The organism is Rhodothermales bacterium, from assembly GCA_017643395.1.
GTDB lineage: Bacteria > Bacteroidota > Rhodothermia > Rhodothermales > UBA10348 > JABDJZ01.
In genome coordinates, this window is sequence record JAEPNP010000002.1 from 413,949 (window position 1) to 439,818 (window position 25,870).

Below are 25,870 nucleotides of genomic sequence, written 5' to 3' on the forward strand. Positions count from 1 at the left end.
GCTCGCTACACCAGGACCCGCTCCACCAGCGCATAGGTCAGCGCCGTGATGAGCACGATGAACCCAAGGTTCAGCCAGATGCCCGCGCGGGCCATCTGAGGCACGCTCACCTTGCCGCTGCCGAACACGATCGCGTTCGGCGGCGTCGCAACAGGCAGCATGAATGCGCAGCTGGCGGCGAGCACGGCGGGCACGGCCAGCAGCAGCGGGCTTTGCCCGATGCCGATGGCCATGGCCGCCAGGACCGGCAGCATGGTGGCCGTCGTCGCGGCGTTGCTGGTCAATTCCGTCAGGAATATGACCAGCGCGACGAGCAGGGCAAGAATCAGGATCTGCGGCAACGCCCCGACGGCCGCCAGCGTCTGGCCGATTCCCTCACTCAGTCCGGTTCGGGTAAACGCGCCGGCCAGACTCAAACCGCCGCCAAACAGAATCAGGGCACCCCACGGAAGGCCTTTCGCCGTATTCCAGTCCAACAACGCACCTCCTTCGCCGCGAGGAATCAGGAACAGCGCAAGGCCGCCCGTCATCGCGATCCCGGCATCGGACAATCCCGGAATCACGCTGCTGAGCAGGGGCCGTGTGATCCAGAGCAGCGCCGTGCCTGCAAACACCATCGCCACGCGTCGCTCCCCCCTGGTCATGGCCTCCATGCCGGCCAGCTCGTCGGCCACGGTGCGTGCCGCCTCCTCCTGCCCGCCCCTGGGGACCCGGACGGCAACGCGGGTGAGCACGAAGTAGGTCAGAGGGAGCCCCAGGAGCACCACCGGCAGTCCGACACCCAGCCAGTTCACAAACGAGATGGCGATGCCGTACTCCTGCTCCAGGAAACCCACCATGAGCGCGTTCGGCGGCGTTCCGACCAGCGTGCCCATACCGCCGATGTTGCAGCCATAGGCAAGCCCCAGGAGCAGCGCAAGGCCCAGTTTGCCCGAGTCGTCATCGGCCACCTGGGCCACTGACAGCGCCACAGGCAGCATCATCAGACTGGTGGCCGTGTTGCTGACCCACATGCTCAGTGCGGCCGCCGCCACCATAAACCCGCCGACCAGGGCACGGCCGCCCGTACCTGATCGCTGGATGATGTTGAGCGCAATCCGCCGATGCAGCCCCGAGCGCTCCATGGCGAGCGCGATCAGGAATCCTCCCAGGAACAGGAAAATGATCGGATCCGCATAGGGTGCGGCCGTTTCCCGAATGGTGCCCGCGCCAATCAGCGGAAAGACCACCAGGGGCACCAGCGAGGTCGCCGGGATCGGAATGCTCTCCCCGATCCACCACGTGGCCATGAGCAGCGCAGCGCCGGCCGTCCACCACGCTGCGGCAGGAAGACCCTCCGGAGCCGGCCATAGCAGGAAGCCCAGGAAAAACAGCGGCCCCAACCAGAGGGCTACACGGCCACGTTGTCCGAGCACCTCCATCAGTCCGCTTCCACGCTCTGGTCGATGTCCAGAGCCGGCCCGGCACCTTCCGGCTCACGGATCGAGCGGATCAGATCCTGCACGGCGTTGGTTGGCGCCGGGAAGAACGGCATCAGCCCAAGCGTCACCACAAAGTTGACGATCATGCCGACGGCCCCGATGCCCTGCGGGCCGATGCCGAACGCCCAGGACGACATGCCGCCGTACACGCTGCCGAGGATGTAGGCCGCCGTAAACGTGATGCCCGCGATCATGCCCGCCACTGCAGGCACGGTGCCCACGCGCAGGGAGAAGATGCCCAGCACGATAGCCGGGAAGAAGCTGGAGGCGGCCAGTCCAAAAGCGAACGCCACCACCTGACTGACAAAGCCGGGGGGATAAATGCCCAGGAGTCCGGCGACCACCACGGCCACGCCGATGACAGCCCGACCGACCAGCAGGCGCTGCGCCTCGCTGGCCTGCGGACGCAGCATGCGGTAGTACAGATCATGCGCCACGCTCGATGAGATGACCAGCAGCAAACCGCTCGCCGTCGAAAGCGCTGCCGCCAGCCCACCCGCCGCTACAAATGCAATGATCCACCGCGCCAACCCGGCCATCTCCGGCGTCGCGAGCACAATGATGTCTCGGTCGGGACCGGTGAGTCCAGCCTGACGCAAGACCACACGGCCGTCTGTGCCTCCCTGGCCGGTCAGCCAGCGGGCATGCTCGGTCTTGATCTCGGCCACGCGTGCCGTGGACAGGGCACCGCTGCGGAAGACCTCGTTGCGCTCATCGCCCGTGTACGACAGCCGTCCATCGCCATCGTCCATCCAGAGGATGAGTCCGGTCGCCTCCCACGTGTGAAACCACTCCGGCAGTTCGGCCTGCGACTTGCCGTGCAGTCCGTCCAGCATGGTGTAGCGGGCAAATCCACCGATGGCGGGCGCGGTCAGGTAGAGGAGCGCGATAAACAGAAGCGCCCAGAAGGCGCTCCAACGCGCCGCCGCCACCGACTTCACGGTGTAGAAGCGCACGATTACGTGCGGCAGGCCGGCGGTGCCCGCCATCAGGGCAAGCGTTACGCAGAAGACGTTCAGCTTGTCCCAGGACCCAACAAACGGCTCCGTGTAACTGGAGAAGCCGAGGTCCTGGTGAATCTGGTTCAGCTTCTCGAGAAGGGCCGTACCCTCCCCTACCAGCGCGCTGCCCAGACCGACCTGCGGAATGGCCGTGCCGGTCAACTCAAGGCTGATCGCAATGGCCGGCGTCAGGAAAGCCGTGATCAGCACCCAGTACTGGGCCACCTGCGTCCACGTGATGCCCTTCATACCGCCGAGCGTGGCGTAGACGAATACGATGCCCACCCCCACGTAGACCCCTACGGAGACGTCCACTTCCAGAAAGCGGGAGAACACGATGCCCACACCGCGCATCTGGCCCGCGACGTAGGTGAAGCTCACGAACACGGCGCAGATCACGGCCACCAGGCGCGCGGTCTCGGAGCGGTACCGGTCCCCGATAAAGTCGGGCACCGTGAAGTGGCCGAACTTGCGCAGGTAGGGAGCCAAAAGCAGCGCGAGCAGCACATAGCCGCCGGTCCAGCCCATGAGGTACATGCCGCCGGCGTAACCCAGCGTCGAGATAAGGCCCGCCATGGAGATGAACGAGGCCGCGCTCATCCAGTCGGCTGCGGTTGCCATTCCGTTGGCGGCGGCCGGAATGCCCTGACCGGCCACGTAGAAGCCTTTGGTGTCCTTCACACGAGACAGCCACGCGATCACCAGGTACAGCGTGAACGTGACGCCGACAAACAGGAAGGTCCAGGCGCGAATACTCATGCCGCGGCCTCCTCACGATGCCGCTTGTCGAGGCGGTTCATGGCGAGGGCGTAGACCAGAATGAGCACCACGAACGTCATGATGCTGCCCTGCTGCGCGAACCAGAAGCCCAGCGGGTAGCCCCCCAGACTCCACTGATTCAGGTAGTCGGCAAAGAGCACGCCGGCTCCCAGGCCAACTGCGGCCCAGATGAGGAGCAGCACGCTCATGATGCGCAGGTTCTGCTTCCAGTAACGGTCGGTTCTTTCTGTTGACGCAGGCATGGGGCGACTATCTTGGCGCCCCGAAGAAACCTGCCACCACCCGGACCACGCAACCTTCATGGCTGACAAACCGCACGCCTTTCGCGGAGACGACATCGACATCTTCTGGGACGGCCGACTCTGCATCCACGTGGAGGAATGCGTGCGCGCCCGCGGGGACCTGTTTGAAGCGGGGCGAAAGCCATGGGCCAAACCGGAATCGGCCGAGTCCCTGGAAGAGGTGACTTCAGTCTGCCAGCGCTGTCCGACCGGCGCGTTGACCTACCAGCGCAAGGACGGCGGCCCGGCCGAAACGGCTCCGGCCGTCAATACGGTCGTGGTATCGCACGACGGTCCGCTGTATCTGTCGGGCGATCTGAAGATTGATGGCGCGGCGGACAACATGGAGGGGGTCGCGTTTCGAGCTGCGCTGTGTCGCTGCGGCGCCTCGTCTCGCAAACCTTTTTGCGACGGCAGCCACGAGAAGGCCGGGTTTCGCGATTCGGGTGCGGTGGGCAATCCAGACCCCGGCAACTCCGAGCAGGGCGGCGCGCTGGCCATCGACCGGGCCGAGAACGGTCCACTGCTCGTCAACGGCAATTTCCGCATCGTAACCGGCCACGGCCGTGTGGCATGGTCCGGCACCAAAGCTGCACTGTGTCGCTGCGGGCAGTCCTCCAACAAGCCGTTCTGCGACGGCACCCACCGGAGGGCCGGGTTCGAGGCGGAGTAGCTGCGCCGGACGCGCTAACGCACCACCGTGAACGGCCGGGCCCGCGCCGTGCTTCCTTCCAGCCGGGCGTAATACGTACCTGCTGCCAGCCTCGAGACGGATATGGTGGCGCTATTTGACCCCGGCCGCAGGGTGACCGGGTGCAGACCGACACGGGCGCCCCGCACATCGTAGATCGCCAGGCGCCCGGCCAACAGTCGATCCGATTGCGTCTCGATCGTTACGTGACTGGTAGCGGGCGATGGGAAAAGCGCCTCGATCCGCACTGCGCCTGGCAATTCCGGGCCGCGAGCCGCGCTCACGCTGGAACCCAGAAAGCCCAGGCGGTCGAACACGCCTCCCAACACCTCCGGCCACGCGGGCAGTTCAAACCAGCCGGCCAGCACGGTCGCATAGACTTCCCGGAAGTCGACCGAGTAGCGGAGGTCGCCATTGTCGTCCAGGTTCGTGAAGTCAGGCGCCGTCCCGTGAAAGCCGCCTTCCAGGTTCGATCCAAAAATGAACTGGGGCGCAACCGTGGCATGGTCTGTTCCACGAGATCCGTTCTCGCGCATGGTCCGGCCAAACTCCGAGAACGTCATCACAAGGACGTCCTCGTCCAGGCCACCCGCCTCCAGATCCGTCAGGAAAGCCTCGACGCCGCCGGCCAGCTGAGCCAGCAGGACGTGATGGTCGTTTTCCTGCTCGCTGTGCGTGTCGAAACCGTCCAGGCTGACATGGTAGATGCGGGTACCCAGGCCGCCCCGGATCATGCGGGCCACCGCAGCCAACTGTTCCGAGAACTCACCGTCCGGATAGTTCGCCCGGTTTGGCGTGCCGTCCAGCGCTGCGGCGACAGCCTCCGAATACCGGAATGACGAGTTGGCTACCTCCCGCATAAATGCCATTTCCAGGCCGTAGGGCGTGGCGGGCACAGCCAGCGGGTCGAAAGTCGGCCCACCGTCACCCAGATCCTGTACGGCCCCGCTCACGGTCATGCCCAGGTTGGCATCACGCCCCCTGAACATCATCGAGGCACCGCCCAGTTGCACTCCCACCGGAGAGCTCGGGAGATTGCCGATGTACTCCGGGTGCAGGGATTCCAGCGCGCGCCCTCCCCATCCGGTACGGTCGTACACGTCGGAGTTCGACGCCGATACCCAGATGTCGGTCGACCTGAAATGGCTCAAATCCGGCTGTGGATAGCCCACACCCTGGATAACCGCCATGTTGCCGTCGGCGAACCGCGTACTGAGCGGAGCCAGTGCCGGGTGGAAACCAAGGTCTGCGCTCACCGGAATCACATCGGCTTCCCGCAGCCCGAGCCGGGGCCGTTGCCGGTGGTACTCGTCCTCCCGGAACGGCACGATCGTATTCAGCCCATCATTGCCGCCGGCAAGCTGGATCAGCACCAGCGTGCGCCCGGCGGCCTGGCCGGCAAGTGCGTTGAGCAGGGAGTTCTGCCCCATCGCCCGCATGGGCAAGCCGCCATGCAGCATGACACCGGCTGAGGCGAGCCCGAGCCCGGAAAGAAACTGCCTGCGGGTCCACGATTCGTGGTCCGCAGTGTGCGCCGCACCATCCTCAAGCCGCGCACCATGTCGATTGTCGTTGCGACACATGATCAGGTGAGCTGGTATTCGGGCTGACGCACGAGATTGTAGAGGAAGTACCGGATGAGCTGCGGCGCCTCCTGACGCTGCAATACCCACTCGTACCAGGGGAATCCGGTCAGAAAACGTCGCGCCACGACCTGCCGATATTCCGGCCAGTCCAGCACCTCCTGAGGGATCGGGTTGTTCACCAGATCACCCGCGAACTGCGGATTGCCGCCGTCCGTGATGTGCGCCTGCTCCAGTGGAACCGGCATCACATGTTCGGCGATGGCGACGGCTAGCTTGAAAGGCGCTGCAGCGTCATTCGGGTCGTGTAGCGCCGTCGCGAAAGCGCGGACCGCATCGTCCGTCATCTCCTGGTTGTGGTAGATAAACCACCCCCCGAAATCCCAGCGAAGCGGCAGGGTGTTCGTATTGATCCAGTCCCGGTATCCCGGCCAGCCGGCCACGTTGGGGGGAAACAGGATCCACTGATTCAGCTCGGCGGGCCCCCAGTAGAGTCCCAGGCGCAGGTCCTCATCCAGCGGAATGCCCAACTCCGTCACCATGCCGACCATCAGCTGCACCGGCATCTTGATCTGCGCCCCGCGCAAGGCCTCATCCTGCAACTGTGACGAGGTCAGCAGCTGACGGATGACCGGCTCCAGCTCGAAATCGGACTGCACCATGGTGTCCGCGAGCTCCGCAATCACGCCCGGGTCCGGCACCTCGTGTACAAACTCCCGATACAGCTTTGCGCAGATGAATTCGGCAATCTGCGGGCCGCGGGTCTCGAACACGATGTCGACCACCTGGTCGTAGTCAAACTCCCCCGTTCGCCCCAGGAATGTCTTTTCGCCTGTGTCGTGGAGGAAGCGGTTGAAATAGACATCCAAACGGTGCCAGTCTACCGTCCAGCCCGTTAGGGCGCGGGCTATCTGGGCGATGTCCTCTTCGGTGTAGTTGACGTTTCCGGCACTGTCCCGGGGGCCCATCGTGAAGAGCTCCAGCAGCTCGCGGGCGTAGTTCTCGTTCGGCGCGGCTTTCTCGTTGAGGTAGCCGTCCAGGTAGTAGAGCATCGCCGGCTGCAGCCCCATCGTGCGGACAAAATCACGGAAGTTGCCGAGTGCGTGGGTCTCGAGGGTCTTCCAATAGCGCCAGGCGAACGCGGAAATGAAGTAGCTGTCGAAGCTGGTCACGAAATGGTCGTGCCAGAACACGGTGAGGCGCTCCAGCAGGCCGCCCTGAACCTGCGATTCGGTGATGTTGCCGGCCAATTCCAGCCACCAGGCTTCATTCAGGGAGAAAAACTCCTCGAACGCCGCCTCGGAGGCGTACTGATGGGGCGGCTGGGTGTTGGCCCAATCGGGCTCCTCCATCCCGGTCGATGCGACTGCCTCATCTACGAGCCTCGATGCCGCTTCCACCCCCGTGAGCCCCACAAGAGGGGCGATGGCGTCCGGCGCTGCGCCGAAGCCCGCTCGTCGCAGCAAGTGACGGGCACCGGCCTTATCGAGTACTTGCGTGGCCTGCGAGAGCGAGGCGCCCTTGCGCGCAGCCGGTGCCACCGGAGTCGCGGAGGGTGGAGCAGCCGGCCGAGCCGGTCTGGGCACTTTCCGTTCGAGCGCGGCAACCTGATCCCGCCAATGTCCCAGCGACTTTGCGGTCGGTGATCTGGTTTGCGCAGCCCTCACGCCTCGCCCCGCACCACAGCGAATCCGGCCTCGACGGCTTTCGCCTTCGTCGTGATGGTCATCGGCTGCACCTGGCGCAGGGCTACCTCCCGCTTCAGCCGCTCCTGACCACCGCCGGAGACGTTGAGCAGAATCACTTCGTCCGAGGCGACGCGCTTGTCCGCAATGGCTTGTCGGAGGGCCGCCAACGCTACCGCGGCGGGAGACAGCACGTCGATGCCCTCAAGGCGCTCGAACATATCGGAGGCCTCCTGGGCTTCCATGGTGGACACCGAGTACGTATTGCCGTCACTGACCGTCAACACGTCGTGCAATCCTCCGATCACGTCGTACGCCGGCGTGCGGTTGACCAGGTAGTCCGAAAACACCTGCACGTCGCCATCGGGCATGTCCTCCGGAATGAACGAGCGGCGTCCGGCCTGCCAGGCATGGTGGATCGGCGCAAACGCCGAATTCTGGGCGATGTGGATGGCGGGCAGGTCTCCGGGCACGAGCCCTGCGTTCTTGATGCGCAGATTCATCTCGTGCACTCCGATCGGCCCCGGGCCACCGCCTACGCCCTGGAAGTAGTGATGCGGCAGCCTGCCGGCCTTTTCAATCATCTCAAGCATCAGGGTGGCAATGCCGTCGCGGCGGGCCACGTTGTGCACGCCGCCCTCGCGACGCCAGCCGCCCTCCTCCATGATGGCGCCGGTAACGTCGATGGCATCGTTGTAGTGCCCATCGGCCACACCAATCAGACGAATGCTGTCCGTGGGGTGGTCCTCCGGAACCCAGATGCGCTTCAGATGCTGCTCGGCAACGACCAGCAGGATCGGATAGTCAGCGAGCCCCCCGAAATGGGCGAAGGCCCGGGCGGTGTTGCCGGCAGACGCGCAGATCAGGCCTGGAATATTGTGGTCCTTCAGGCGCTGCAGGGTTGGAACGGCCTCCAGGTCCTTGAATGTGGTCGTGGGGCAGGCACCTCCCCGCTCCGGCCAGTAACCGTGAAAGGTGATCCAGAGGTTGGTAAGGCCCAGCGCTTCTGCCAATCCCTCACTCTGATACGCGACCGTTCCGGCGGACAGTTCGGACGCCCGGGACGCCGGGAGCCACTTGCCCCATTTCCAGATGCCGGACTCGACGTCGGTCCGAGGAGTGCTCGAGGCATACTCGGCACGCAGAAGAGCCCGGTGATGGTAACGGTTTGTATACCGGTCGGTCAGCCGGGCGTCGGTGGCCAGGCAGCGAAGGGCGTATTCAGCCATAGGGAGGGTTTGCTGGAAGAGCGCGCTATACGCGCCAGGGACCCGGGTGTGCCGTTCTTGTCCGCGGCCTCCCTGTCGGATACTTTGCGGACTCCCTCAATCTCTCGGAGGTGCCGACATGGTATCCCTTACCGCCCTCTGGCTGCCGATCCTGGTGGCTACCGTGCTGGTCTTTCTGGCTTCCTGGATCATGCACACCGTGCTGCCGCTGCACCACAACGATTTCGACAAGCTCCCCAACGAGGAGTCCTTCCTTGCCGACTCCCGCGCCGCGGGCTGGAGGCCCGGACAGTATGCGTTCCCCCGTCCCGACGACCCGAAGGACTGGATGAACGAGGAATTCCAGGCCAAAGCCAACCAAGGGCCCATGGGCATCGTATTCGTAGGCCCCGGCATGGACGGCATGGGCAAGCAGCTGGGCCAGCACTTCGCCTACTGCCTCTTCATTTCGGTGTTTGCGGCCTACATCGGTGCCGAGACGCTGGCTGCCGGCACGGAATACATGCAGGTGTTTCAGGTCACCGGGGCCGTGGCCTTCGCGGCATACGGACTGGCCCACGTCTCGCACGCCATCTGGTGGATGCACTCATGGAGCTCCACCGGCAAATACCTGCTGGACGCTCTGGTGTACGGACTGCTGACGGCCGGGGCATTCGGCTGGCTCTGGCCGGGCGCCTGAACGCGTGACTGAACTCGTCGCCGACCTGCAGGCTCGACTCGCGAGTCGGGCACAGCCGGAAAAGCGGCGATGGTGGGAGCAGTATCTGAAGGGGCAGGCCCAATTTCGTGGCGTGCCCATGGGCGACGTGCGCGCTGCCGTACAGGGATGGTTTGCGGACTATCACCTGGAGCGACTGTCTGACGCAGACCTGCTGCGACTCAGTGACCGCCTCATGGCCCAGGCGCATACGGAGGACAAGCTGGCCGTGGCGCTGCTCCTACAGGAGGTGCTTCTGCCAGCCGGCAGACTGCCCTGGCCGGACGTGCTGGCGCGGACCGGAACATGGTTTGAGAAGGGCTACCTGGCGGACTGGAATGCCGTGGACTGGTACAGCGTCAAGGCACTCTGGGCACTGGTTGGCCGGGACGGACCGGACTGCGCGCGCGCGATCGTGGACTGGCACCGAGCCGAAGGACTGTGGCAAGCCCGGGCTTCGATGGTCACCTTTGCCAACGTGGCATCCCGCGGCGACGCACTCTTTCCCGGATTTGTGGCCGGCATGCTGCAGGCGGGCGATGTGCTCATCGCCCGTCCGGAACGCTTTTCGAAGACGGCTGTGGGCTGGGTGCTGCGCGGCGTGCGAGAGGCCGCGCCGGAGGCCGTGGACGCGTTTGTCGAGGCGCACCTGGCTCAATTCTCGACGGAGGCGCTGCGCAGCGTCTTCAAGAACCTCGACAAAGGGCGGCTGCGGTCATGGGTGGACCGCCATCGCGCCGTCCTGGTCAGTTCGGATTGAGCTCGCCGTCAGCCTCCGCGGTGGCGCCGCCGAGAATCTGGGTGAGTGTGATCGCCTGAATCAGTTCCTCGCTCGTCAGGTCCGATGTGCTGTGGCCGACCAGCGTGAGCGCGCCGGACATCGTGAAGTCGAGTTGGGCGTCTATGGTGCTGGCTGACAGGAAGTCGGACGCGGTGATCGGAATGGGCGTAGTCAGGTTCGCTATCAGCGGGTAAAACACCAGGTTCGGCCGTATCGGGTCACTGAAATCCCGGATTTCCGGGATCACGACCGGGTTGGCCGGGCGTGTACTCGTGAACGACTGGGTATCGAGGTCGAACCACTGGAATCCGCTGCCGATGGCAAGGAGCTTGTCTCCGCGAGTCATGCCGTTGACGTCTGCAAGGGCGATGCGCACGGTGCGCTCGGTGCCGTCCAGCTGGATGTAGTCGAAGTCGGTGTAGCCAAGGAGAACCACCGCGCGATTGGACGTGCCGTCCGCCAGCGTCGGCTTGATCTGGATCGAGGCGTTGATCGGCACCTCCTGGGCGAAGTCGAAGGGAAAGAGTTGGGCGCTGGATGGAGCGATGTCCGGGCGACCGTCTCCGAAGACCACAATGCCATCGTCCGGTGCGGGATCGATGGTGAACAGCACCGAGAGCGCATCGCCCGTCACGTTGCTGGGTGTGATTTCGAAGTCGATACCGGCTGTTTTGGGCGCGGCGACTTGCGGGGCCAGCGTGGAACTGGTCAGGATGGTCTGCGCAGAGATGGAGTCGGGCTCATCGGAGCCGCTGTCGCAGGCCACAAGCAAGAGCAGGGCGAGCGCGGGGAGGAGGCGGGTCATCGGTGGCGGAGTGTCGTGTAACCGGGTGCCTTGTGCGCCGTAGCTTACGGTGAACCCGCCTTAAAGACGATGCCTTGTTTTGTCGCCGTCATCGCCCTGCTCTTCCCGCGCCTGTTCATCGCCTACCTGTGGTTTTTTACGGGGTGGCTGCACGCGGCGTTCGACAGCTTCCTCTGGCCCCTGGTTGGTTTTCTGTTTGCCCCCTTCACCCTGCTCTGGTACTCGGTCGTGGTGAACCACTATGGCGGTGAGTGGGGCGCGCTTCAGATCATTGTGCTGGTCGTGGCCATCATAACCGATATCTCGCCCGGTGGGGCCAAGAAGCGCAAGAAGTCCTAGGGATGCGCCTGCAGGGTGGCGTCGGCATTGAAGCCGGTTGAGCCACCGAATCCGACGATCATCTGCGTCAACGTGAACGACTGGATGAGCACATCGTCCGCGAGGTTCGACGAGGTCTGACCCAGGAGGGTGATCCCGTTGCCCATGTTGAAATTGATCGTTGACTCGATCGTGGATGCAGCGAGATAGTCGGCCGCAACGACCGTCAGCATCGCGTTCAGGTTGACCGTCATCGGATAGTATTCCAGATTCGGCCGGATCGGGTCTGAGAAGTCGCGGATGACTTCGATGACGGCCGGGTTCGCGGGACGCGTGGCGCTGAAGCTGCCCGTATCGAGGTCGTACCAATCGAACTGGCCGCCGCCCATGTCCAGCAGCTTGTCGCCGCGAACCATCCCGTCGACATCGGCAAATGCCACGCGCACGGTGCGCATGGTGCCGTCATCCTGCTCGTACTCGAAGTCCGCGTATCCAAAGATGGGATGCACGCGCTCCACGGTGCCGTCAGAGAGCGTCGGCTTGATGCCGATGGCCTGGTTGATGGCAAAAGGATCTTTCAGATCGAACGACTGAAGGGTTGCCGTGGTCAGGGCGATGTCCGGGCGATTGTCTCCAAAGACGACGATACCGTCGTCGGGAGCGGGGTCGAGAGGAAATACGACCGACAGGATTTCTCCGGTGACGTTGGTCGGCGTTTCGAGGTAGTCGGAGGAGCTGCCCTTGTGGGCCACTTTTCCTGCGTGTGATCCCGGCGTGGCGAGCGACGTGGATTTGAGGATTGTCACCGCCTGCTTGTCGCCGTGGTGGTCGTGATCGCCGCCGCCGAGCTCGTGCATGGCATCGCAGGCGGTCAACAGAAAGGCGAGGGCGAGAATCGTGAGGCGTTTCATGGCGGTGCTCCTTGGGCTCGTTGGTGTAATACGCGGCCTGGAGCGCCTGCGGGGGCCACGGGGGTGGCGATTTTTGGAGTTCGGGGTTGATGGGGATGTGTGAGCCGCAGGTCCTGGGTTTGTTGTCCAAGCTTGTATGAACCGTTGGAACCTTAGGGGCACTGAGGTATTTTCCCGCGCTCCTAATTCCTCGGTAGCTCAACGGTAGAGCATGCGGCTGTTAACCGCAGGGTTGTAGGTTCGAATCCTACCCGGGGAGCATGTAAAAGCCTCGGATCCGTCAGGGTCCGGGGCTTTTTGCGTTCAGGGCAGGCTCAGGCAATTCAGCCATGGCTCTACTATTGCAATAGTAGACAACCTTGTCTACTATGCGCCTAGTAGAACAGGTCCGGCATGAACAACAAGCGCCTTCCGCCTAACCTCGGCGACACCGAAATGGAGGTCCTCAATCTCGTCTGGCACCTCAAGCGCGCCAGCGTGGCGGAGATCCATGACCGGATCGCCGGCCAGAGACCCGTCGCCTACACCACGGTGATGACCGTCATGCGCAAGCTTGCAGACAAGGGGTACCTCGGCTTCACCAAGAAAGGCAATGCCTACATCTACCACCCTTTGGTTGAGGAGCAGTCCGTGCGGAGTAACCTCCTCCAACGCCTCCTCCACAGGGCATTCAGTGGATCACCGATGGAGTTGGTGCAGACTCTCGTGGCCGAGGAATCGTTCTCGCAAGAGGAAATAGAGGAGTTGGATCGCCTTATCGGTGAGCTCAGAAAAAGGGAGGAATCGGAATGACAGCGATTTTTCAGGCGGTTTCAGAGTGGGCGGTACAAACTGCGCTCCCCGCCATCGTTCTCTGGTCTGTCTTCGGAACTGTCGTCACAGTGGCCGCCGCCATTGTTGGCGATCGTAGGGCGCGGCTCAAGAGCGATGTGCTCGTTGCGACCATCCTCCTTTTACCTCTGATGATATTCACGCCAAAGGGTGTCCTAAACGTACCCGTGACTGCGCCGGCGGCGGTCGTCACTGAGTTCACTTCCCAGGCCACGCCGGGCACGCGGACACACTCTGTCGATCGACCCGCGCTCTCTCCGCGAGAGACGATGGCTCCTGCAGCCACGGCTCACCCTTTCGGCCTTACGAACCTGCTCCTGCTGATCTGGGCTGGTGGCGCCCTGGTCGGCCTTGTGAGACTATCCGTCGCATCACGAGCATTGGCAGGTCTCGTCAAGCGATCCGAAGTGACAGGGAGAACGCACAATGGCATTCCCATTCTACGATCCAGGGAGACCACTGTCCCTTTCGCGACGGGCTTTCTGCGGCCCGCAATCGTCCTCCCCGCGGTGGTCCCCTGCGAAGACCTCGTACTTCGCCACGAGTCGGCCCACGTCGAGGCACTGGATACCTGGGCCCTCCGTATCACTCTCCTTACACGTGCCGTGTTTTGGCCGCATCCGCTCCTCTGGATAATGGCACGAATGGCCGCCACAAGTCGAGAGATTGCTTGCGACAGCGCCTCCGTGCGGAGCGGCGATGCGGTCGCGTATGCACGCATGCTTCGCGCTTTCGCCGCTGCAGGGCACACACCGTCTCCTTCCATGGCCGGGACACCGGATCTCCGTCGTCGAATCCGAGCCCTCGGGAGTGATCAGACGACCGCGATGCGCAGGAATGTCCGGGTCCCGTTGGCGCTAACGCTACTTGGAATCGCCATCGCAGGGTGCGACGTCGAGCGACAGGCCGGTATCCCGGTGGCGCAGGCTTCCCTTTCCTCCGAGCCAATCTCCGTCCTTTTTCGCGGCGATGCTGACCGGAGACATGTTGAAGAAGCGTTATGGTTTGCAGGAATCCGGCCATACGATGCCGACTGGGGCGGTCTGAGACCAGTCAGGGTCGAGGTCACCCGGGACCTCCCACTGACGGCGCAGGAGACCAGGGCCCTCCATGACAATCCACGCGTCACTGAGGTGAGCCTGGCTAGAGGATCGGATACCGTCTGCCTCAATCGCAGACGCTCCGCCGACGAACTCATGGTCGTAGTGATGTTTGACTTTGGCACATCAGCCGAAGACGCACGCCGCGCGGTGGAAACCGCAGTTCGCGGGGACATATGCGACTTGCGCAAGGTCGCAAACTGGGTTCGTATTCCTGATGTGGCGCCGGAGAAGCGCCAGGAGGTCGTCGACAAGCTCTTGGCCGATCCCTCCGTGGTTTCCGTGGACGGCACGTCATCCAGACCTGAGTCCGATCTCACGCCGACCGACTGGAAGACCATCGAAACCAGCACCGTCAGGCTGGAAGTACCTGGGACTTGGGACGTCTTCCAGCATGCCGTGGGTGAACGCGGCTTCTCGCTGCTTCGGGTTCAGGCCCCTTCCAGCAATCTGTCCATCCAGATCGACACACACATCGCAGGGACCTTCTCGGCCGGACAGGAGAAGCGGTGGGGCGAACAGGAATTCCTGGACCGCATTGCCTACGCCCGTGAGATCACCAGTATTACAGACATCCTCAAAGACCCGGAGGCGAAATCGGAGGGTAGTGTCGTGGTTCAAGCAGCCGGCGGGACCTACTACGCCTCATACGCGACCCAGGGCGATCTGAGATATCTCGTTCTGGCCGGGGGCGAAATGGAGCATCATTTCCGTGATCTTCTCCGCATGATCGAGAGCATTCGATTCACCGACGGAGAGATCACCCGGTATCTGGAAGACGATGACCGGGCTGAGTTTACCCGGCTGATGAAACCGATTGAGGATTCTCTTACTGGGTTCTACGCCCTCGTCGGGGACTCCGATGAGAACGCCCCAGACGCGGTGTCTCTCTCCGCTGCTCGGAGATTGGCAGCGGCCGGGTGTCGTTCTCTGGAAGAGGCCTTGGATCACCCCCTGTCAGAATTCATGCCTCGAGCTCAGGGCCGCAATGAGGGACCCGCACTGGGAGAGATGGCGCTCATGGGGCACCTTGCATGCCGGTTCTCCACGGACTACGCCGACGCGTTCGCCAACCGAGTGAGCGATCGAGAGCGGTACCTCGACGTCAAGTATCAATTGGCCGTCTGGGATCAGACGGTAAAAGGCTTCCGGAAGACCTGGTTGGACGGGTGAACCGCGTGGTTTGCGCCTGACTGGCAAACAGGAGCCTCGGGTCCGTCAGGGTCCGGGGCTTTTGGTGTTCAAGGCGAAGACTCGTCGCTCTTCCGGTGCCGCGCCGCCGCTGCGGTCACGACGGGCGCCTCGACCGTGGCCCACAGCCACTGCTTCGGATCGGTCCCGTCCAGGATCAGCCTCCGAAGGCGCTCCGCGCGTGCGCTTACCGACCGGAGTCCCCACAAAACCGCCAGACATGGGATAAGGGGGTGCTTTTCCATGTTTGCCCTGCCGCCGGCGCCGTCGGAGTCGACAATGGGGGTGCTTTTCCATATCGGGCCTGCCGCGGCTGCCGTCCGCGTGGAAAACGGGGGTGCTATTCCATGTCCTGGCTTGCGCGGCCGGGCGGGCAGCGCATGGCCGATCCGGCCGGCATGCCAGCCGGGCTGAGCCCAGCGTGCACTGTTTTAGGGAGTCGCCGTCCATCGTGCAGTGCCTATACTTGGCCACCCCAGGCCGGCTCGATCCCTCACTACCCCTAGCTTCATGCACAAGCCCGCCCCGACCTGGCTTCTGGCGCTCGCCACTGCCCTCGCGGTCCTGGCCACGACAACCCAACCCGTCGCAGCCCAACAGACAGACGCCGAGCCGCCGGCGCGCCTGGCCATGTTTCTCGATTGCCAGCGCTGCCCGGAGACGTTCATTCGTCAGGAGGTCGGCTACGTGGATCACGTTCGGGACCGTGAGGTAGCGGACGTGCACGTGCTCGTCACGCGCGTGGAGACCGGAGCAGGCGGCGCGGCTCACACGTTTGACCTGATCGGACTGCGGGCCTTCGCAGGCCTCGACTTCACCACGGTCTACACCACCAATGTGAACTCGACGGAAGCCGAGCAGCGCGATGGATTCCTGCGCACGCTGGAGGCTGCGCTTGTCCCCTATCTGCTCCAGACGTCGATGCGGGATCGGGTGCAGGTTAGCGTGGCCGAGACCGAACAAGTAACGGAGGTCGAGACCGAACCGGTGGAAGACCCCTGGGACTACTGGACCGTAGAGATGTATGCGGACGGCAGCGCAGACTTCGAGTCTCAGCAGCGCTCGTTCGACACGCGCTACGGCGTTTACGTCAGCCGCGTGACTGAAGACTGGAAGCTGCAGCTCCGGCCTTTTTTCAACTACAACTACGATCGGTTCGAACGCGGAGACCGCGTCATCACCAGCACAGCGCGGCGGGACGGTTTCACCAGCTACGCCATCCGCAGCATCTCGCCGCACTGGTCGGTCGGCGGCTTCGCCGACATTTTCACCTCGACCTTTGCCAACGTGCAGTGGCGCTACCGCGTCATGCCGGCCGTCGAGTGGAGCCTGTACCCATATCGCGAGGCCACGCGCCGGCAGTTGACGGTGGCCTATCGCGTAGGCGCTTCACATATCACGTACCGGGACACGACCATATACAACGAGATCGAGCAGCTGCTGCCACAGCACCTGCTCAACGCGGGATACGAGGTCATCCAGCCCTGGGGCGAGGTTGAGATCGGCGTTACGTCCGCCCAGTATCTGCATGAACTGGAGCGTTTCAGTCTGCAATTCGACGCCGAAATCGAGGTGCGCATCACCCGGGGTCTTTCGGTCGAGGTGGGAGGCTCGCTGGAATTCATCCACGACCAGATCAACCTTCCCAAGGGTGATGCAGACCTCGAAGAAGTGCTCCTGCGCCGACGCGAGCTCGAAACCAACTACGAGGCGGGTCTGAGCTTCGGCTTCCGCTACCGGTTCGGCTCGATCTACAACAACGTGGTCAATACGCGCTTCGGCGGCATCGGCAACCGGGACCGCTTCTGACCGCCACGGTCAGGCGTGGAATTCGGCCGACTAGCCGTGCAACTGCTCATCGGCTGCCGAATCCGCCCCGTCGGGCGGCGTGATGGCCGACACTGGGACGACCAGTCCCGGTACGGAGACACTCTCCACCACCTGCCCGCGCTCCAGCCGCCGGCCAGACCGAAAGCTGCCGCCACGGGGATCAGCGTACACCTCCACGGCACGTCCCGCGAGGTCAACTATCCAATACTCGGGTATGTCTTCGGCGGCATAGATGGCCTTTTTGCGGGTCCGGTCCGTGCTCAACGAGGAATGAGACACTTCCACCACCAACAGGCACTCCGCCCCCGAGAGTCCTACTTCCCAGTCATCAGAGTCCCTGGCGATCACGAAATCAGGGACAAGTTGCGTGTGCCGGCCGACGTTCAGCCCCCCGGCCGGGCTGCACAATAGGCCCGGGCCAAGCTGCTCTGGCAGCAGTCGCGTGAGCACGGCGACGGCGCGGAAATGCCAGTTCCCGACCGGGCTCATGCGCTCCACCTGCCCGTCGATGAGTTCCACCCGCTCGTCGGGTGAAATGATGCCAACCTCACCCATCTTGAGGTAATCCTCGATCGTGAAACGATGTATGGAAACGGTGCTGGCGGCCACGATGTCTTGCAACGATCTGGCTGGTCTCACGCGGGCTTGACCCTCGGGTTTCTAACCCCTAGAGCAGCCCGCCGGCTGACTTGTCACGCAGCGACCACGAAGGAGCGAGGATGCCGCGCCTGCCAGACCCCGCTCAAGCCCCCGCCGGCAGCACTGACGCATCCGGCTCAAGCGGGCCGCCTTCGACACCCAGGAAGCTGGTACAATGCGAGCAGCGGCTGGCCTTGAAGGGCACCACCTCCCTGCAATACGCGCACTTCTTGGTCGTCGGCTCTGCAGCCTCCTGCTTCTCATCTCCGCCGAACTCGTCCTTCAGCGCCTCCGAGGCCTTGTGGATCATCCGGATGACAACAAACATGGCCATCGCTATGATCAGCAGCGCCAGAACGTTCGTCAGAAACGAGCCGTAGTTCAGCGTCGTGGCTCCAGCCGCCTGCGCCAGCTGAAGCGAGGCGTACGGCGGCTCGGTCTCGGGACCGGCGCGGAGCACCACAAACGCATCCGAGAAGTCGGTCTCCCCCAGAAGGAGACCGACGGGCGGCATGATGATGTCGTCCACCAGGCTCTTCACGACGGTCGAAAACGTCGCCCCCACGGTGAAGCCGATGGCCATATCGATGAGGTTGCCCCTCATCACGAAGTTCTTGAACTGCTTCAGGAGCGCTGCCATGTCTCGCGGGCTAGATTGATGGCCCCGAATCTCCCGTTCGCATGAGCCGAATCCAAGACGCGACCCTACTCATTACCGGCGGTGCCTCCGGCATCGGCCGCCTCATGGCCGCCTCCGCTCTACAGAAAGGCGCCGCCCGCGTCGTTCTGTGGGACATTAACAAGGCCGGTCTGGATGAGACCGTGTCGGAACTCGGGGACCGGGTCTCGGGCGATGTGGTCGACATGTCTTCCGCCGAACAGATTCGCGAGGCAGCCACGCACCTCCCGTCTCTGGACATCCTTATCAACAACGCGGGAATCATTGTCGGTAAGGACTTCGCAGATCACACTGCGGAGGACATCGACCGGACCCTGGGCGTCAACATCCGCGGCCCCATGCATCTGGCCTCTGCAGTGCTGCCCGCCATGCTCGACCGCGGCACGGGTCACATCGTAAACATTGCATCTGCCGCCGGCATTGTCGCCGCGCCCAAGCTTTCGGCCTACTCGGCGTCCAAGTTCGCCATGGTCGGTTTCTCCGACTCCCTGCGCCTGGAGATGCAGCGTGACGACACCGGCATCCGGGTTACCTGCGTGCAGCCGTTCTACATCCACACCGGCATGTTTTCGGGGGTCACCTCCCCCATCATTCCCATCATGAAACCGGACGATGCGGTCCGTCGCATCATGAAGGCCATCGAGCGGGACGCCGCCTACTTGCGCATGCCCGCGCTGGTGAAACTCGGTCCGTTCCTGAAGGGTGTGCTGCCCCGGCCGGTGTTTGAATTCACAGCCGGCAAGGTGTTCGGCATCTACGACGCCATGAACGGCTTCCGCGGCCGGGACTGAGCCGACGTCCGGCCGATTGGTCCCACGCCAAGGAGAATTATTCGTCGCAACAATTAACCATTTGGTCACACTATTTGGTGTAACCATCAGGTAGATTCCCCGTGTGAGCGCCATGGAGAATCCCCAACCCGACACCGAGCAGGCCATTTTTGAGGCCGCTCTGGAGGTGTTTGGCCGAAAAGGACGGGACGGAGCGCGCATGCAGGAGATTGCCGACCGTGCCGGAATCAACAAGGCCATGCTGCACTACTACTACCGCAGCAAGGACCGCCTGTATGAAGCCGTATTCGACTATGCCTTCGCGCGCTACTGTGCTGCGGTCAGCGACAGTGTACCGGCGGACGAACCGATACCGGTGACCATTGAGCGCTTTGTATCGCGCTACACCGCATTCCTGAGCGTCGAGCCGGAGGTGATGCGTCTCTTCGTGCAGGAAAACCTGTCTGGCGGGCGGTCACTCGCCGCTCATATCCAGAAATCCCGGGACGGGGACGGGCCTCCCCTGCTTCCTCTGGCCCTGAAAGAGCGGCTTGCCTCTGACGAAGGGCCCGGACATGTCTTTCTCTCGCTGCTCTCGGCCTGTGTCTTTCCGTTCGTCATCGAACCCACCGTATTTGCCATGTTTCCAGCCGCCGCGGAGGACCCGGAACGTTTCCACTCGGATCGGGCCCGCACGCTGACCCAACTCGTGCTGTCGGGCATGGAGGGGACCTCATGAAACGACTTCTCCTCCCGCTGCTTGTCCTGGCCGGATGCAGCATGACCCCCGAACTCACTCGTCCGGCAGCCGAGGTAACGTTGCCCGAGTCATACACCGATGCTCCGGCAGTCGATCGAGAGACCCACCACGGAGACTGGTGGACCGCCTACAACGATCCGGTGCTCAACACCGTCGTCGATTCTGCGCTCGCCGGCAATCGCAACCTCGCAGCAGCGGCTGCTCGCGTGTCGGAGATGCAGGCGCAGTTCCGAATCGCCCGCGGACAACAACTCCCCGCCGTCATCGGCGGCGCCGACTACGCCCGGACCGAAACCCCGTCCAACACCGGATTTGCGCGCAACATCGGCGGCGGCATTCCCGACTTCCCGGACCGGTTCACCAACGAGACCTATACCATCACCGGTACGCTCGCATGGGAAGTGGACTTCTGGGGCCGCGTTCGCAGTGAAAAAGACGCCGCGCTGGCCTCCTTCATGGCCACTGAGGAAGACCTGCGCGCCGCGCGGATGGGCGTGATTTCCGAGGCCGTAGCCACCTACCTGGAAGTGCGTACGACGGCCCGCACGCTGGAACTCGCCCGGCGCAACGTAGGGCTGCTTGAAGAGCGGGTCGAACTCACCCAGGACCGTTTCGAGCGTGGCATCGCGCCAAGCTTCGAGCTTTACGCGATTCGGCAGGAGTTTGAAAACACCCGCTCCTCCATCCCGCTTCTGGAAACCTCCCTCGCGGACGCTGAGGGCCGGCTGGGCGTCGTAATCGGCGGATTCTCCGGTGAGGCCCGGTCCATTCTGGCGATGGGCTCTGCGACGCCGGCCGACGCCGGAGACATTGCCGCAGGGATCCCCGCCGAGATCCTGGGCCAGCGGCCCGACGTTGCTGCGGCAATTCTTCGGGTGGAAGCCGCACGACAAGGGGTAGGTGCCGCGCGGGCACGCCTGCTGCCGTCCCTTTCCCTGACGGCCACCGGCGGTCTTCAGGCCGCAGAGCTCTCCGAGTTGCTGGACGTCAGCCAGAATTTCAGCAATCTGGTCGCTTCGCTGACGGCCCCACTCTTTCAGGGCGGCGCCCTCAGGGCCGGCGTGCACGCCTCCCGCGCTCGCCTGGAGCAGGCTGTGGCTGCCTACGAGCAGACCCTGCTGACGGCCTTCAAGGAGGTGGAGGTGACACTGATCGCCCATGCCAATCAGCGGGAGAGGCTGGCCTTCTTTGGGGATGAAGCGCGCGTCGCCGCGGCCAGCCTGCAGACGGCTGAATCCCGCTTCCGACGCGGTGTCGGCACCTACATCTCGCTGCTCGACGCGCAGCGCAACATGATCCGCGTGGAGACCTCCCTTGCCGGAGCCCACCGCGACGTAGCCCTCGCCCGCCTCGCCGTGCACCGCGCACTGGGCGGCTCGTGGGCCGAACCACAGACTGAACTGTGACCATGAAAGAGAAACTGAAGTCCGCCGCATTGGTCGTCGGCATTCTTGTAGCTGGATTCGCCGTTTCCGGCCTCCTGGCGGCCCTCAGGGCCGATCCGCCAAGGGAGGTACCCCCCTCCAGGGCCCCGCTGGTCGAGTCCCGGACCATCCAGGCGGCCCAGGGTTACCTGGAAGTGACCGGTACCGGCACCACCCGCCCTCGCCGGGAGATTCAGCTTGCCGCGCAGGTCGGGGGTCGCATCACCTGGGTATCTCCGTCGCTGGAAAGTGGCGGCACCTTCAGCGCCGGCCAAACGCTGGCTCGCATCGAATCTGCCGACTATGAGAACGCGGTCGCCGTAGCCGAGGCGCAGGTCACCCAACGCCAGTTTGAGGTGCTGCAGGCGCGGGAAGAGGTCGCCGTGGCCCGAGACGAGTGGCAGCGCGCTTCCCGCCGCTCTGATCTGGGTGCCGAGCCCGATTCCACTGAACTCGGTCGACTCGCGTTTCGGGAGCCCCAGCTGGCACTGGCCGAGGCAGGGTTGAGAGCAGCCCGAGCTCAGCTTGCCGATGCACGCCTCCGCCTGGAACGCACCAACATCACAACGCCCTTCCCCGGTCGTGTGCGCGCCAAGACCGTTGACCTCGGCCAGTTCGTGGCGCCCGGCACTCCGGTTGCCAGTATCTACGGCACCGATCAGGTGGAAGTGGTCGTGCAGCTCACGCGCGAGCAAATGAACCTCATCGACCCGGACTGGACGGTGCGGGGCTCGATACCCGCCGAAGTGACCGCCTCGGTCGGCGGCCGCGAGGTACAATGGCCGGGCTTTCTGGACCGCATCGAGGGCGCACTGGACCCGGCCACACGGCAGGTGAACGCGGTCGTGCGCGTCCCGAATCCCTTCCAGACCGCCGGTCGTCCTCCGCTGTTCGTGGGAACGTTCGTTCAGGTCGGAATCCGCGGCATCGAGCTGCCCCGCTTCTTTGACCTGCCGCGCGGTGCCGTTCACGAAGGTGGTGGAACCGCCGAAATCTGGCTGCTGGAAGACAACACACTTCGCATGGTGCCTGTGACCGTCGTACAGCGCAGGGAGGACCGGGCCGTGATTCAGGCGCAGGGCCTGCCGGACACGTTCGACCTGATCACCACCGAACTGCTGGTCGTGACGGACGGGATGACAGTTCGCACAACCGACACCGGAGCACAGTCATGAAGGGCGCGGTAGCATGGATGGCGCGCAACAAGGTTGCGGCCAATCTCCTGATGCTGATCATCCTGTTTGCCGGCTTCATATCGCTGGTGAACATCAAGCAGCAGACCTTTCCGGAGGCCTCGCTGGACGCGATTCAGGTGCGCGTAACCTACCTCGGCGCTGCACCGGAAGAGATCGCACAATCCATCAACCAGCGCGTCGAGGAGCAGATAGAGGCTGTAGAAGGGGTCAAACGCGTCACCTCGGTCGCCGCAGAGAACGTCGGCATCGTCACCGCCGAGCTCAAGCTGGGCACCGATGCCTCCCGGGCGCTCGACGACATCAAAGCAGAGGTGGACCGCATTACCACCTTGCCGGATGGCGCCGAGAAACCGGAAGTACAGGAGCTGACGAGTCTCAGCAGCGTGCTCCAGGTGGCCATTTACGGCGATGCCCCGGAACGTTCGCTCAAAGAGCTCGCCGAGCGCATCAAGGATGACCTTACCGCGACGGACGAGATCTCATTCGTTCAGATCTCGGGGCTGCGTCCGTATGAGATCTCCATCGAGATCGACCGCGCGACCCTCGAGAGCTACGGGCTCAGCCTTCCGCAGGTGGCGGCAGTCGTGCGCCGAGCCAGTCTCGATTTGCCCGGCGGCAGGCTGGAGACCGATTCCGAGGAAATCCTGCTTCGCACGAAGGGCCAGAACTACACGGGTCGCGACTTCGAGGAGATCGTACTGCTCTCGCGCCCGGACGGCAGCAAGATCCTTCTCGGCGAAGTCGCAACCGTGCGGGACGGGTTTCAGGACGTCGATCTGGTCACCCGCTTCAACGGTGAACGGGCCGCGTTCATCAAGATCTTTCGCACGGCCGATGAGCGCGCCCTCGACATCGTCGACGCAGCCAAGGCCTACATCGACACGGAACTCACCACCACCCTTCCCGCAGGAATCGAGGTGGGTATCTGGCAGGACGAATCACGCATTCTCGCCAGTCGCCTGGAATTGCTGGTACGCAACGGCCTGATCGGCCTCTTGCTGGTGATCATCGCGCTCACGCTGTTTCTGAATACCCGCCTGGCATTCTGGACGTCCGCAGGCATTCTGATGTCGTTCGTGGGTGTCTTCGGACTCATGATCCTGCTGGACGTGAGCGTCAACGTCATCTCTCTCTTCGGCTTCATTCTCGCCATCGGCATTGTGGTGGACGATGCGATTGTGGTCGGTGAGAACGTCGCCGCCGAGCAGGAGAAGGATCCCGCCAATCCCATGGATGCCGCCGTGCGCGGCGCCAAGCGCGTCTCACGGCCGGTGATCTTCGCCGTTTTCACCACAGTAGCGGCCTTTACGCCGCTCCTTCTGGTACCGGGACCGCTCGGCAAGCTGCTGGGCGATATCCCCAAAATCGTGATTCTGGTCCTGCTGCTCTCCCTGGTGGAGGTGTTGTTCATCCTGCCCAACCACCTCGGACACCGCCCGCGCGCGCACCGGAGCCGACTTGCGCAAGCCATCGACCGGGTTCAGGCCCGCGTCAATCGCGGCCTGCGGCGATTCGTGGAGGGTCCACTTGAGAAGAGCGTGCGCTTTGCCACGCGCCGCTATGGTGTGGTGGCCGCGAGCGCCGTCGCATTGCTCGTGATCAGCATCGGATTCGTTCGCGGCGGATACATCGGCTTCAGCTTCTTCCCGCAGATTGAGGGCGATGTGGTGACGGCGCGCCTGGAGCTGCAGCCGGGCACACCGGCTGCGCGCACCCTGGCGGTTACCGACTATCTGGAGCAGGCCGCTCAGGACGTCGCCGAGGAATTGCAGGGCGAGCTGGACGATGATCATCCCGCCCTGCTCAAGAATGTGTTCGTCTCCGTGGGTGAGCAGCCCTCCCTCCAGGGCGGCCCCGGCTCGGCAGGTTCACAGGGTATCTTCAACTCCCACGTGGCCGAGGTCTCCATCGAGCTGCCTGAAGCCGAAACCCGTGATCTGGCGTCTGCGGTCTTTGAAACCGCCTGGCGCGAGCGCGTCGGTGAAATCACAGGCGCCAAGACGCTCACGTTTTCCTCGCAGGTGATCCAGTTGGGCAACCCGATCCAGGCGGAGATGTCCGCCACGGATCCCGCAGTTCTGGAGGCCGCCAAGGAAGACTTCAAGCAGGAGCTACGCACATTTACCGGCGTGTTCGACGTAGCCGACGATCAGGATGCCGGCAAGCAGGAGCTGCAACTGGACATCAAGCCCGAGGCCACCACGCTCGGACTCTCCCTTGCCGATCTGGCGCAGCAGGTTCAGGCCGCGTACTTCGGCGCAGAAGCGCTGCGGGTGCAGCGCGGGCGCGACGAAGTGCGCGTGTATGTTCGCCTGCCCGAGGAGGAACGGGACGCACTCGGCGATGTGGCGGACTACCGCATTCGAACGCCGGCCGGCGGATACGTACCGCTTTACGAGGTGGCTTCCGTCGAGACCGGTGCCGCCCCCACGGCGATCAATCGCAAGAACGGTCGCCGCATCGTTACGGTGACCGCCGACGTGAACACCGGGCAGGTTTCGGCCGATGCGGTCATCGCCCAACTCGAGGCCGAGATCGTGCCCGGCCTGCAACGGGTCCACCCGGGACTGCGTGTGAGCTTCGAGGGCGAGCAGGCCGAACAGGCAGATACCATGGCTGCCCTGGCCATCTTCTTCCCGCTGGCCATGTTCGTCATCTATTGCCTGCTGGCCATTCCGTTCGGCTCGTACATCCAGCCCATCATCATCATGGCTGCGATTCCTTTCGGGCTGATCGGCGCCCTCGTCGGTCATCTGCTGTTCGGCCTGGATCTGGGGCTGCTCTCGATGTTTGGCATTGTCGGCCTGAGCGGGGTGGTCGTGAACGACAGTCTTGTCCTGGTGGACTTCATCAACGAAGAGCGGGACAAGGGCAAACCCATGTCGGAGGCGATTCTGATCGGCGCGAAGGCTCGATTCAGGCCCATCCTGCTGACCACAATCACCACATTCCTCGGCGTGCTGCCGCTCATTCTGGAGCGCAGCGTGCAGGCCCAGTTCCTGGTGCCGATGGCCGTGGCACTCGGCTTCGGCATCGTGTTCGCTACGGGCATCATTCTCATCCTTGTACCCGCCCTGACCATGTGGCAGTTCGAGGCAAGCGAATGGGTCAAGGCGCGGTTCAGCCGCTCCGCAAACCGGACCTCCTTCGTGACCCAGGACGGCTAGCAGTTGAGGCGGTCCGCGGCGACTGCTAGCTTGCCGCGGT

At 63.7% G+C, this 25,870-nt stretch carries 22 protein-coding genes and 1 tRNA gene; 13 read left to right on the forward strand and 10 right to left on the reverse strand.

All coding sequences use genetic code 11. The annotated features are described in order from the left end of the window. Positions 1 to 5: 5 nt before the first annotated feature. The 3 genes from JJ896_10035 to JJ896_10045 are packed head-to-tail and all read right to left on the reverse strand — an operon-like array spanning position 6 to position 3,504. The gene (locus tag JJ896_10035; protein MBO6779979.1) at positions 6 to 1,421 is read right to left on the reverse strand and encodes a DASS family sodium-coupled anion symporter; all 1,416 of its coding nucleotides are present in this window, start codon (positions 1,419 to 1,421) and stop codon (positions 6 to 8) included. Continuing rightward, complete coding sequence (locus JJ896_10040; GenBank protein MBO6779980.1) at positions 1,421 to 3,241, reverse strand: cation acetate symporter; 1,821 nt, start codon at positions 3,239 to 3,241, stop codon at positions 1,421 to 1,423. The genes JJ896_10035 and JJ896_10040 overlap by 1 nt, the downstream gene beginning before the upstream one ends. Then, entirely contained in the window at positions 3,238 to 3,504 is a 267-nt protein-coding gene (locus JJ896_10045) for a DUF4212 domain-containing protein (GenBank protein ID MBO6779981.1), read from the reverse strand. Before JJ896_10045 ends, JJ896_10040 begins: the two co-directional genes overlap by 4 nt. Before the next feature lie 58 nt (positions 3,505 to 3,562). Here JJ896_10045 and JJ896_10050 point away from each other — a divergent pair, with 58 nt between their 5' ends. Next, a complete protein-coding gene (locus JJ896_10050; protein MBO6779982.1) occupies positions 3,563 to 4,216 on the forward strand; it encodes a CDGSH iron-sulfur domain-containing protein in 654 nt (217 codons plus the stop codon). 14 nt (positions 4,217 to 4,230) lie between these two features. Here JJ896_10050 and JJ896_10055 read toward each other — a convergent pair whose 3' ends face one another. From JJ896_10055 to JJ896_10065, 3 genes are all read right to left on the reverse strand, one after another. Further along, entirely contained in the window at positions 4,231 to 5,817 is a 1,587-nt protein-coding gene (locus JJ896_10055; protein MBO6779983.1) for a DUF1501 domain-containing protein, read from the reverse strand. 2 nt (positions 5,818 to 5,819) lie between these two features. Further along, positions 5,820 to 7,358, reverse strand: coding sequence for a DUF1800 domain-containing protein (locus JJ896_10060; protein MBO6779984.1), 1,539 nt, complete (start codon positions 7,356 to 7,358; stop codon positions 5,820 to 5,822). Positions 7,359 to 7,480: 122 nt separating this feature from the next. Beyond that, positions 7,481 to 8,731 carry a cysteate synthase gene (locus JJ896_10065; protein ID MBO6779985.1) on the reverse strand — a complete coding sequence of 417 codons (1,251 nt, stop codon included), beginning with the start codon at positions 8,729 to 8,731 and terminating at the stop codon, positions 7,481 to 7,483. 118 nt (positions 8,732 to 8,849) lie between these two features. On the opposite strand from JJ896_10065, the gene JJ896_10070 reads away from it, so the two are divergent. Together JJ896_10070 and JJ896_10075 are read left to right on the forward strand one after the other, a co-directional pair. After that, entirely contained in the window at positions 8,850 to 9,410 is a 561-nt protein-coding gene (locus JJ896_10070) for a hypothetical protein (protein ID MBO6779986.1), read from the forward strand. Positions 9,411 to 9,414: 4 nt separating this feature from the next. Beyond that, positions 9,415 to 10,188: a DNA alkylation repair protein gene (locus tag JJ896_10075; GenBank protein MBO6779987.1), complete on the forward strand. Its 774-nt coding sequence runs from the start codon at positions 9,415 to 9,417 to the stop codon at positions 10,186 to 10,188. On the opposite strand, the gene JJ896_10080 is transcribed toward JJ896_10075, so the two are convergent. Beyond that, positions 10,175 to 11,014 (reverse strand): hypothetical protein, encoded by an 840-nt coding sequence (locus tag JJ896_10080; protein ID MBO6779988.1) that lies wholly within the window; start codon positions 11,012 to 11,014, stop codon positions 10,175 to 10,177. The genes JJ896_10075 and JJ896_10080 overlap by 14 nt on opposite strands. 69 nt (positions 11,015 to 11,083) lie before the next feature. Between JJ896_10080 and JJ896_10085 the strand changes: the two genes are divergently transcribed. After that, complete coding sequence (locus JJ896_10085) at positions 11,084 to 11,353, forward strand: hypothetical protein (protein ID MBO6779989.1); 270 nt, start codon at positions 11,084 to 11,086, stop codon at positions 11,351 to 11,353. Here JJ896_10085 and JJ896_10090 read toward each other — a convergent pair. Continuing rightward, on the reverse strand, positions 11,350 to 12,243 hold the full coding sequence (locus JJ896_10090; protein ID MBO6779990.1) for a hypothetical protein: 894 nt from the start codon (positions 12,241 to 12,243) through the stop codon (positions 11,350 to 11,352). The genes JJ896_10085 and JJ896_10090 overlap by 4 nt on opposite strands. 187 nt (positions 12,244 to 12,430) lie before the next feature. Here JJ896_10090 and JJ896_10095 point away from each other — a divergent pair. The 4 genes from JJ896_10095 (at position 12,431) to JJ896_10110 (ending at position 17,174) form a co-directional block, all read left to right on the forward strand. Further along, positions 12,431 to 12,502 (forward strand) — tRNA-Asn (locus tag JJ896_10095). Positions 12,503 to 12,636: 134 nt separating this feature from the next. After that, positions 12,637 to 13,035: a BlaI/MecI/CopY family transcriptional regulator gene (locus JJ896_10100; GenBank protein ID MBO6779991.1), complete on the forward strand. Its 399-nt coding sequence runs from the start codon at positions 12,637 to 12,639 to the stop codon at positions 13,033 to 13,035. Beyond that, complete coding sequence (locus JJ896_10105; protein MBO6779992.1) at positions 13,032 to 15,347, forward strand: hypothetical protein; 2,316 nt, start codon at positions 13,032 to 13,034, stop codon at positions 15,345 to 15,347. The genes JJ896_10100 and JJ896_10105 overlap by 4 nt, the downstream gene beginning before the upstream one ends. A gap of 528 nt (positions 15,348 to 15,875) precedes the next feature. Then, positions 15,876 to 17,174, forward strand: coding sequence for a hypothetical protein (locus JJ896_10110; GenBank protein ID MBO6779993.1), 1,299 nt, complete (start codon positions 15,876 to 15,878; stop codon positions 17,172 to 17,174). Between the two features lie 30 nt (positions 17,175 to 17,204). On the opposite strand, the gene JJ896_10115 is transcribed toward JJ896_10110, so the two are convergent. Together JJ896_10115 and mscL are read right to left on the reverse strand one after the other, a co-directional pair. Next, positions 17,205 to 17,834 (reverse strand): Uma2 family endonuclease, encoded by a 630-nt coding sequence (locus JJ896_10115; protein MBO6779994.1) that lies wholly within the window; start codon positions 17,832 to 17,834, stop codon positions 17,205 to 17,207. A gap of 103 nt (positions 17,835 to 17,937) precedes the next feature. Next, on the reverse strand, positions 17,938 to 18,474 hold the full coding sequence (gene mscL, locus JJ896_10120) for a large conductance mechanosensitive channel protein MscL (protein MBO6779995.1): 537 nt from the start codon (positions 18,472 to 18,474) through the stop codon (positions 17,938 to 17,940). A 41-nt stretch (positions 18,475 to 18,515) separates the two neighbouring features. On the opposite strand from mscL, the gene JJ896_10125 reads away from it, so the two are divergent. The 5 genes from JJ896_10125 to JJ896_10145 all read left to right on the forward strand — a co-directional run bounded on the left by JJ896_10125 (position 18,516) and on the right by JJ896_10145 (position 25,830). After that, complete coding sequence (locus tag JJ896_10125) at positions 18,516 to 19,304, forward strand: SDR family oxidoreductase (GenBank protein MBO6779996.1); 789 nt, start codon at positions 18,516 to 18,518, stop codon at positions 19,302 to 19,304. Between the two features lie 112 nt (positions 19,305 to 19,416). After that, a complete protein-coding gene (locus JJ896_10130) occupies positions 19,417 to 20,022 on the forward strand; it encodes a TetR/AcrR family transcriptional regulator (protein ID MBO6779997.1) in 606 nt (201 codons plus the stop codon). Then, complete coding sequence (locus tag JJ896_10135) at positions 20,019 to 21,449, forward strand: efflux transporter outer membrane subunit (GenBank protein MBO6779998.1); 1,431 nt, start codon at positions 20,019 to 20,021, stop codon at positions 21,447 to 21,449. Before JJ896_10130 ends, JJ896_10135 begins: the two co-directional genes overlap by 4 nt. 2 nt (positions 21,450 to 21,451) lie before the next feature. Next, on the forward strand, positions 21,452 to 22,642 hold the full coding sequence (locus JJ896_10140; GenBank protein MBO6779999.1) for an efflux RND transporter periplasmic adaptor subunit: 1,191 nt from the start codon (positions 21,452 to 21,454) through the stop codon (positions 22,640 to 22,642). Continuing rightward, a complete protein-coding gene (locus JJ896_10145; GenBank protein MBO6780000.1) occupies positions 22,639 to 25,830 on the forward strand; it encodes an efflux RND transporter permease subunit in 3,192 nt (1,063 codons plus the stop codon). The genes JJ896_10140 and JJ896_10145 overlap by 4 nt, the downstream gene beginning before the upstream one ends. Positions 25,831 to 25,870: the final 40 nt, after the last annotated feature.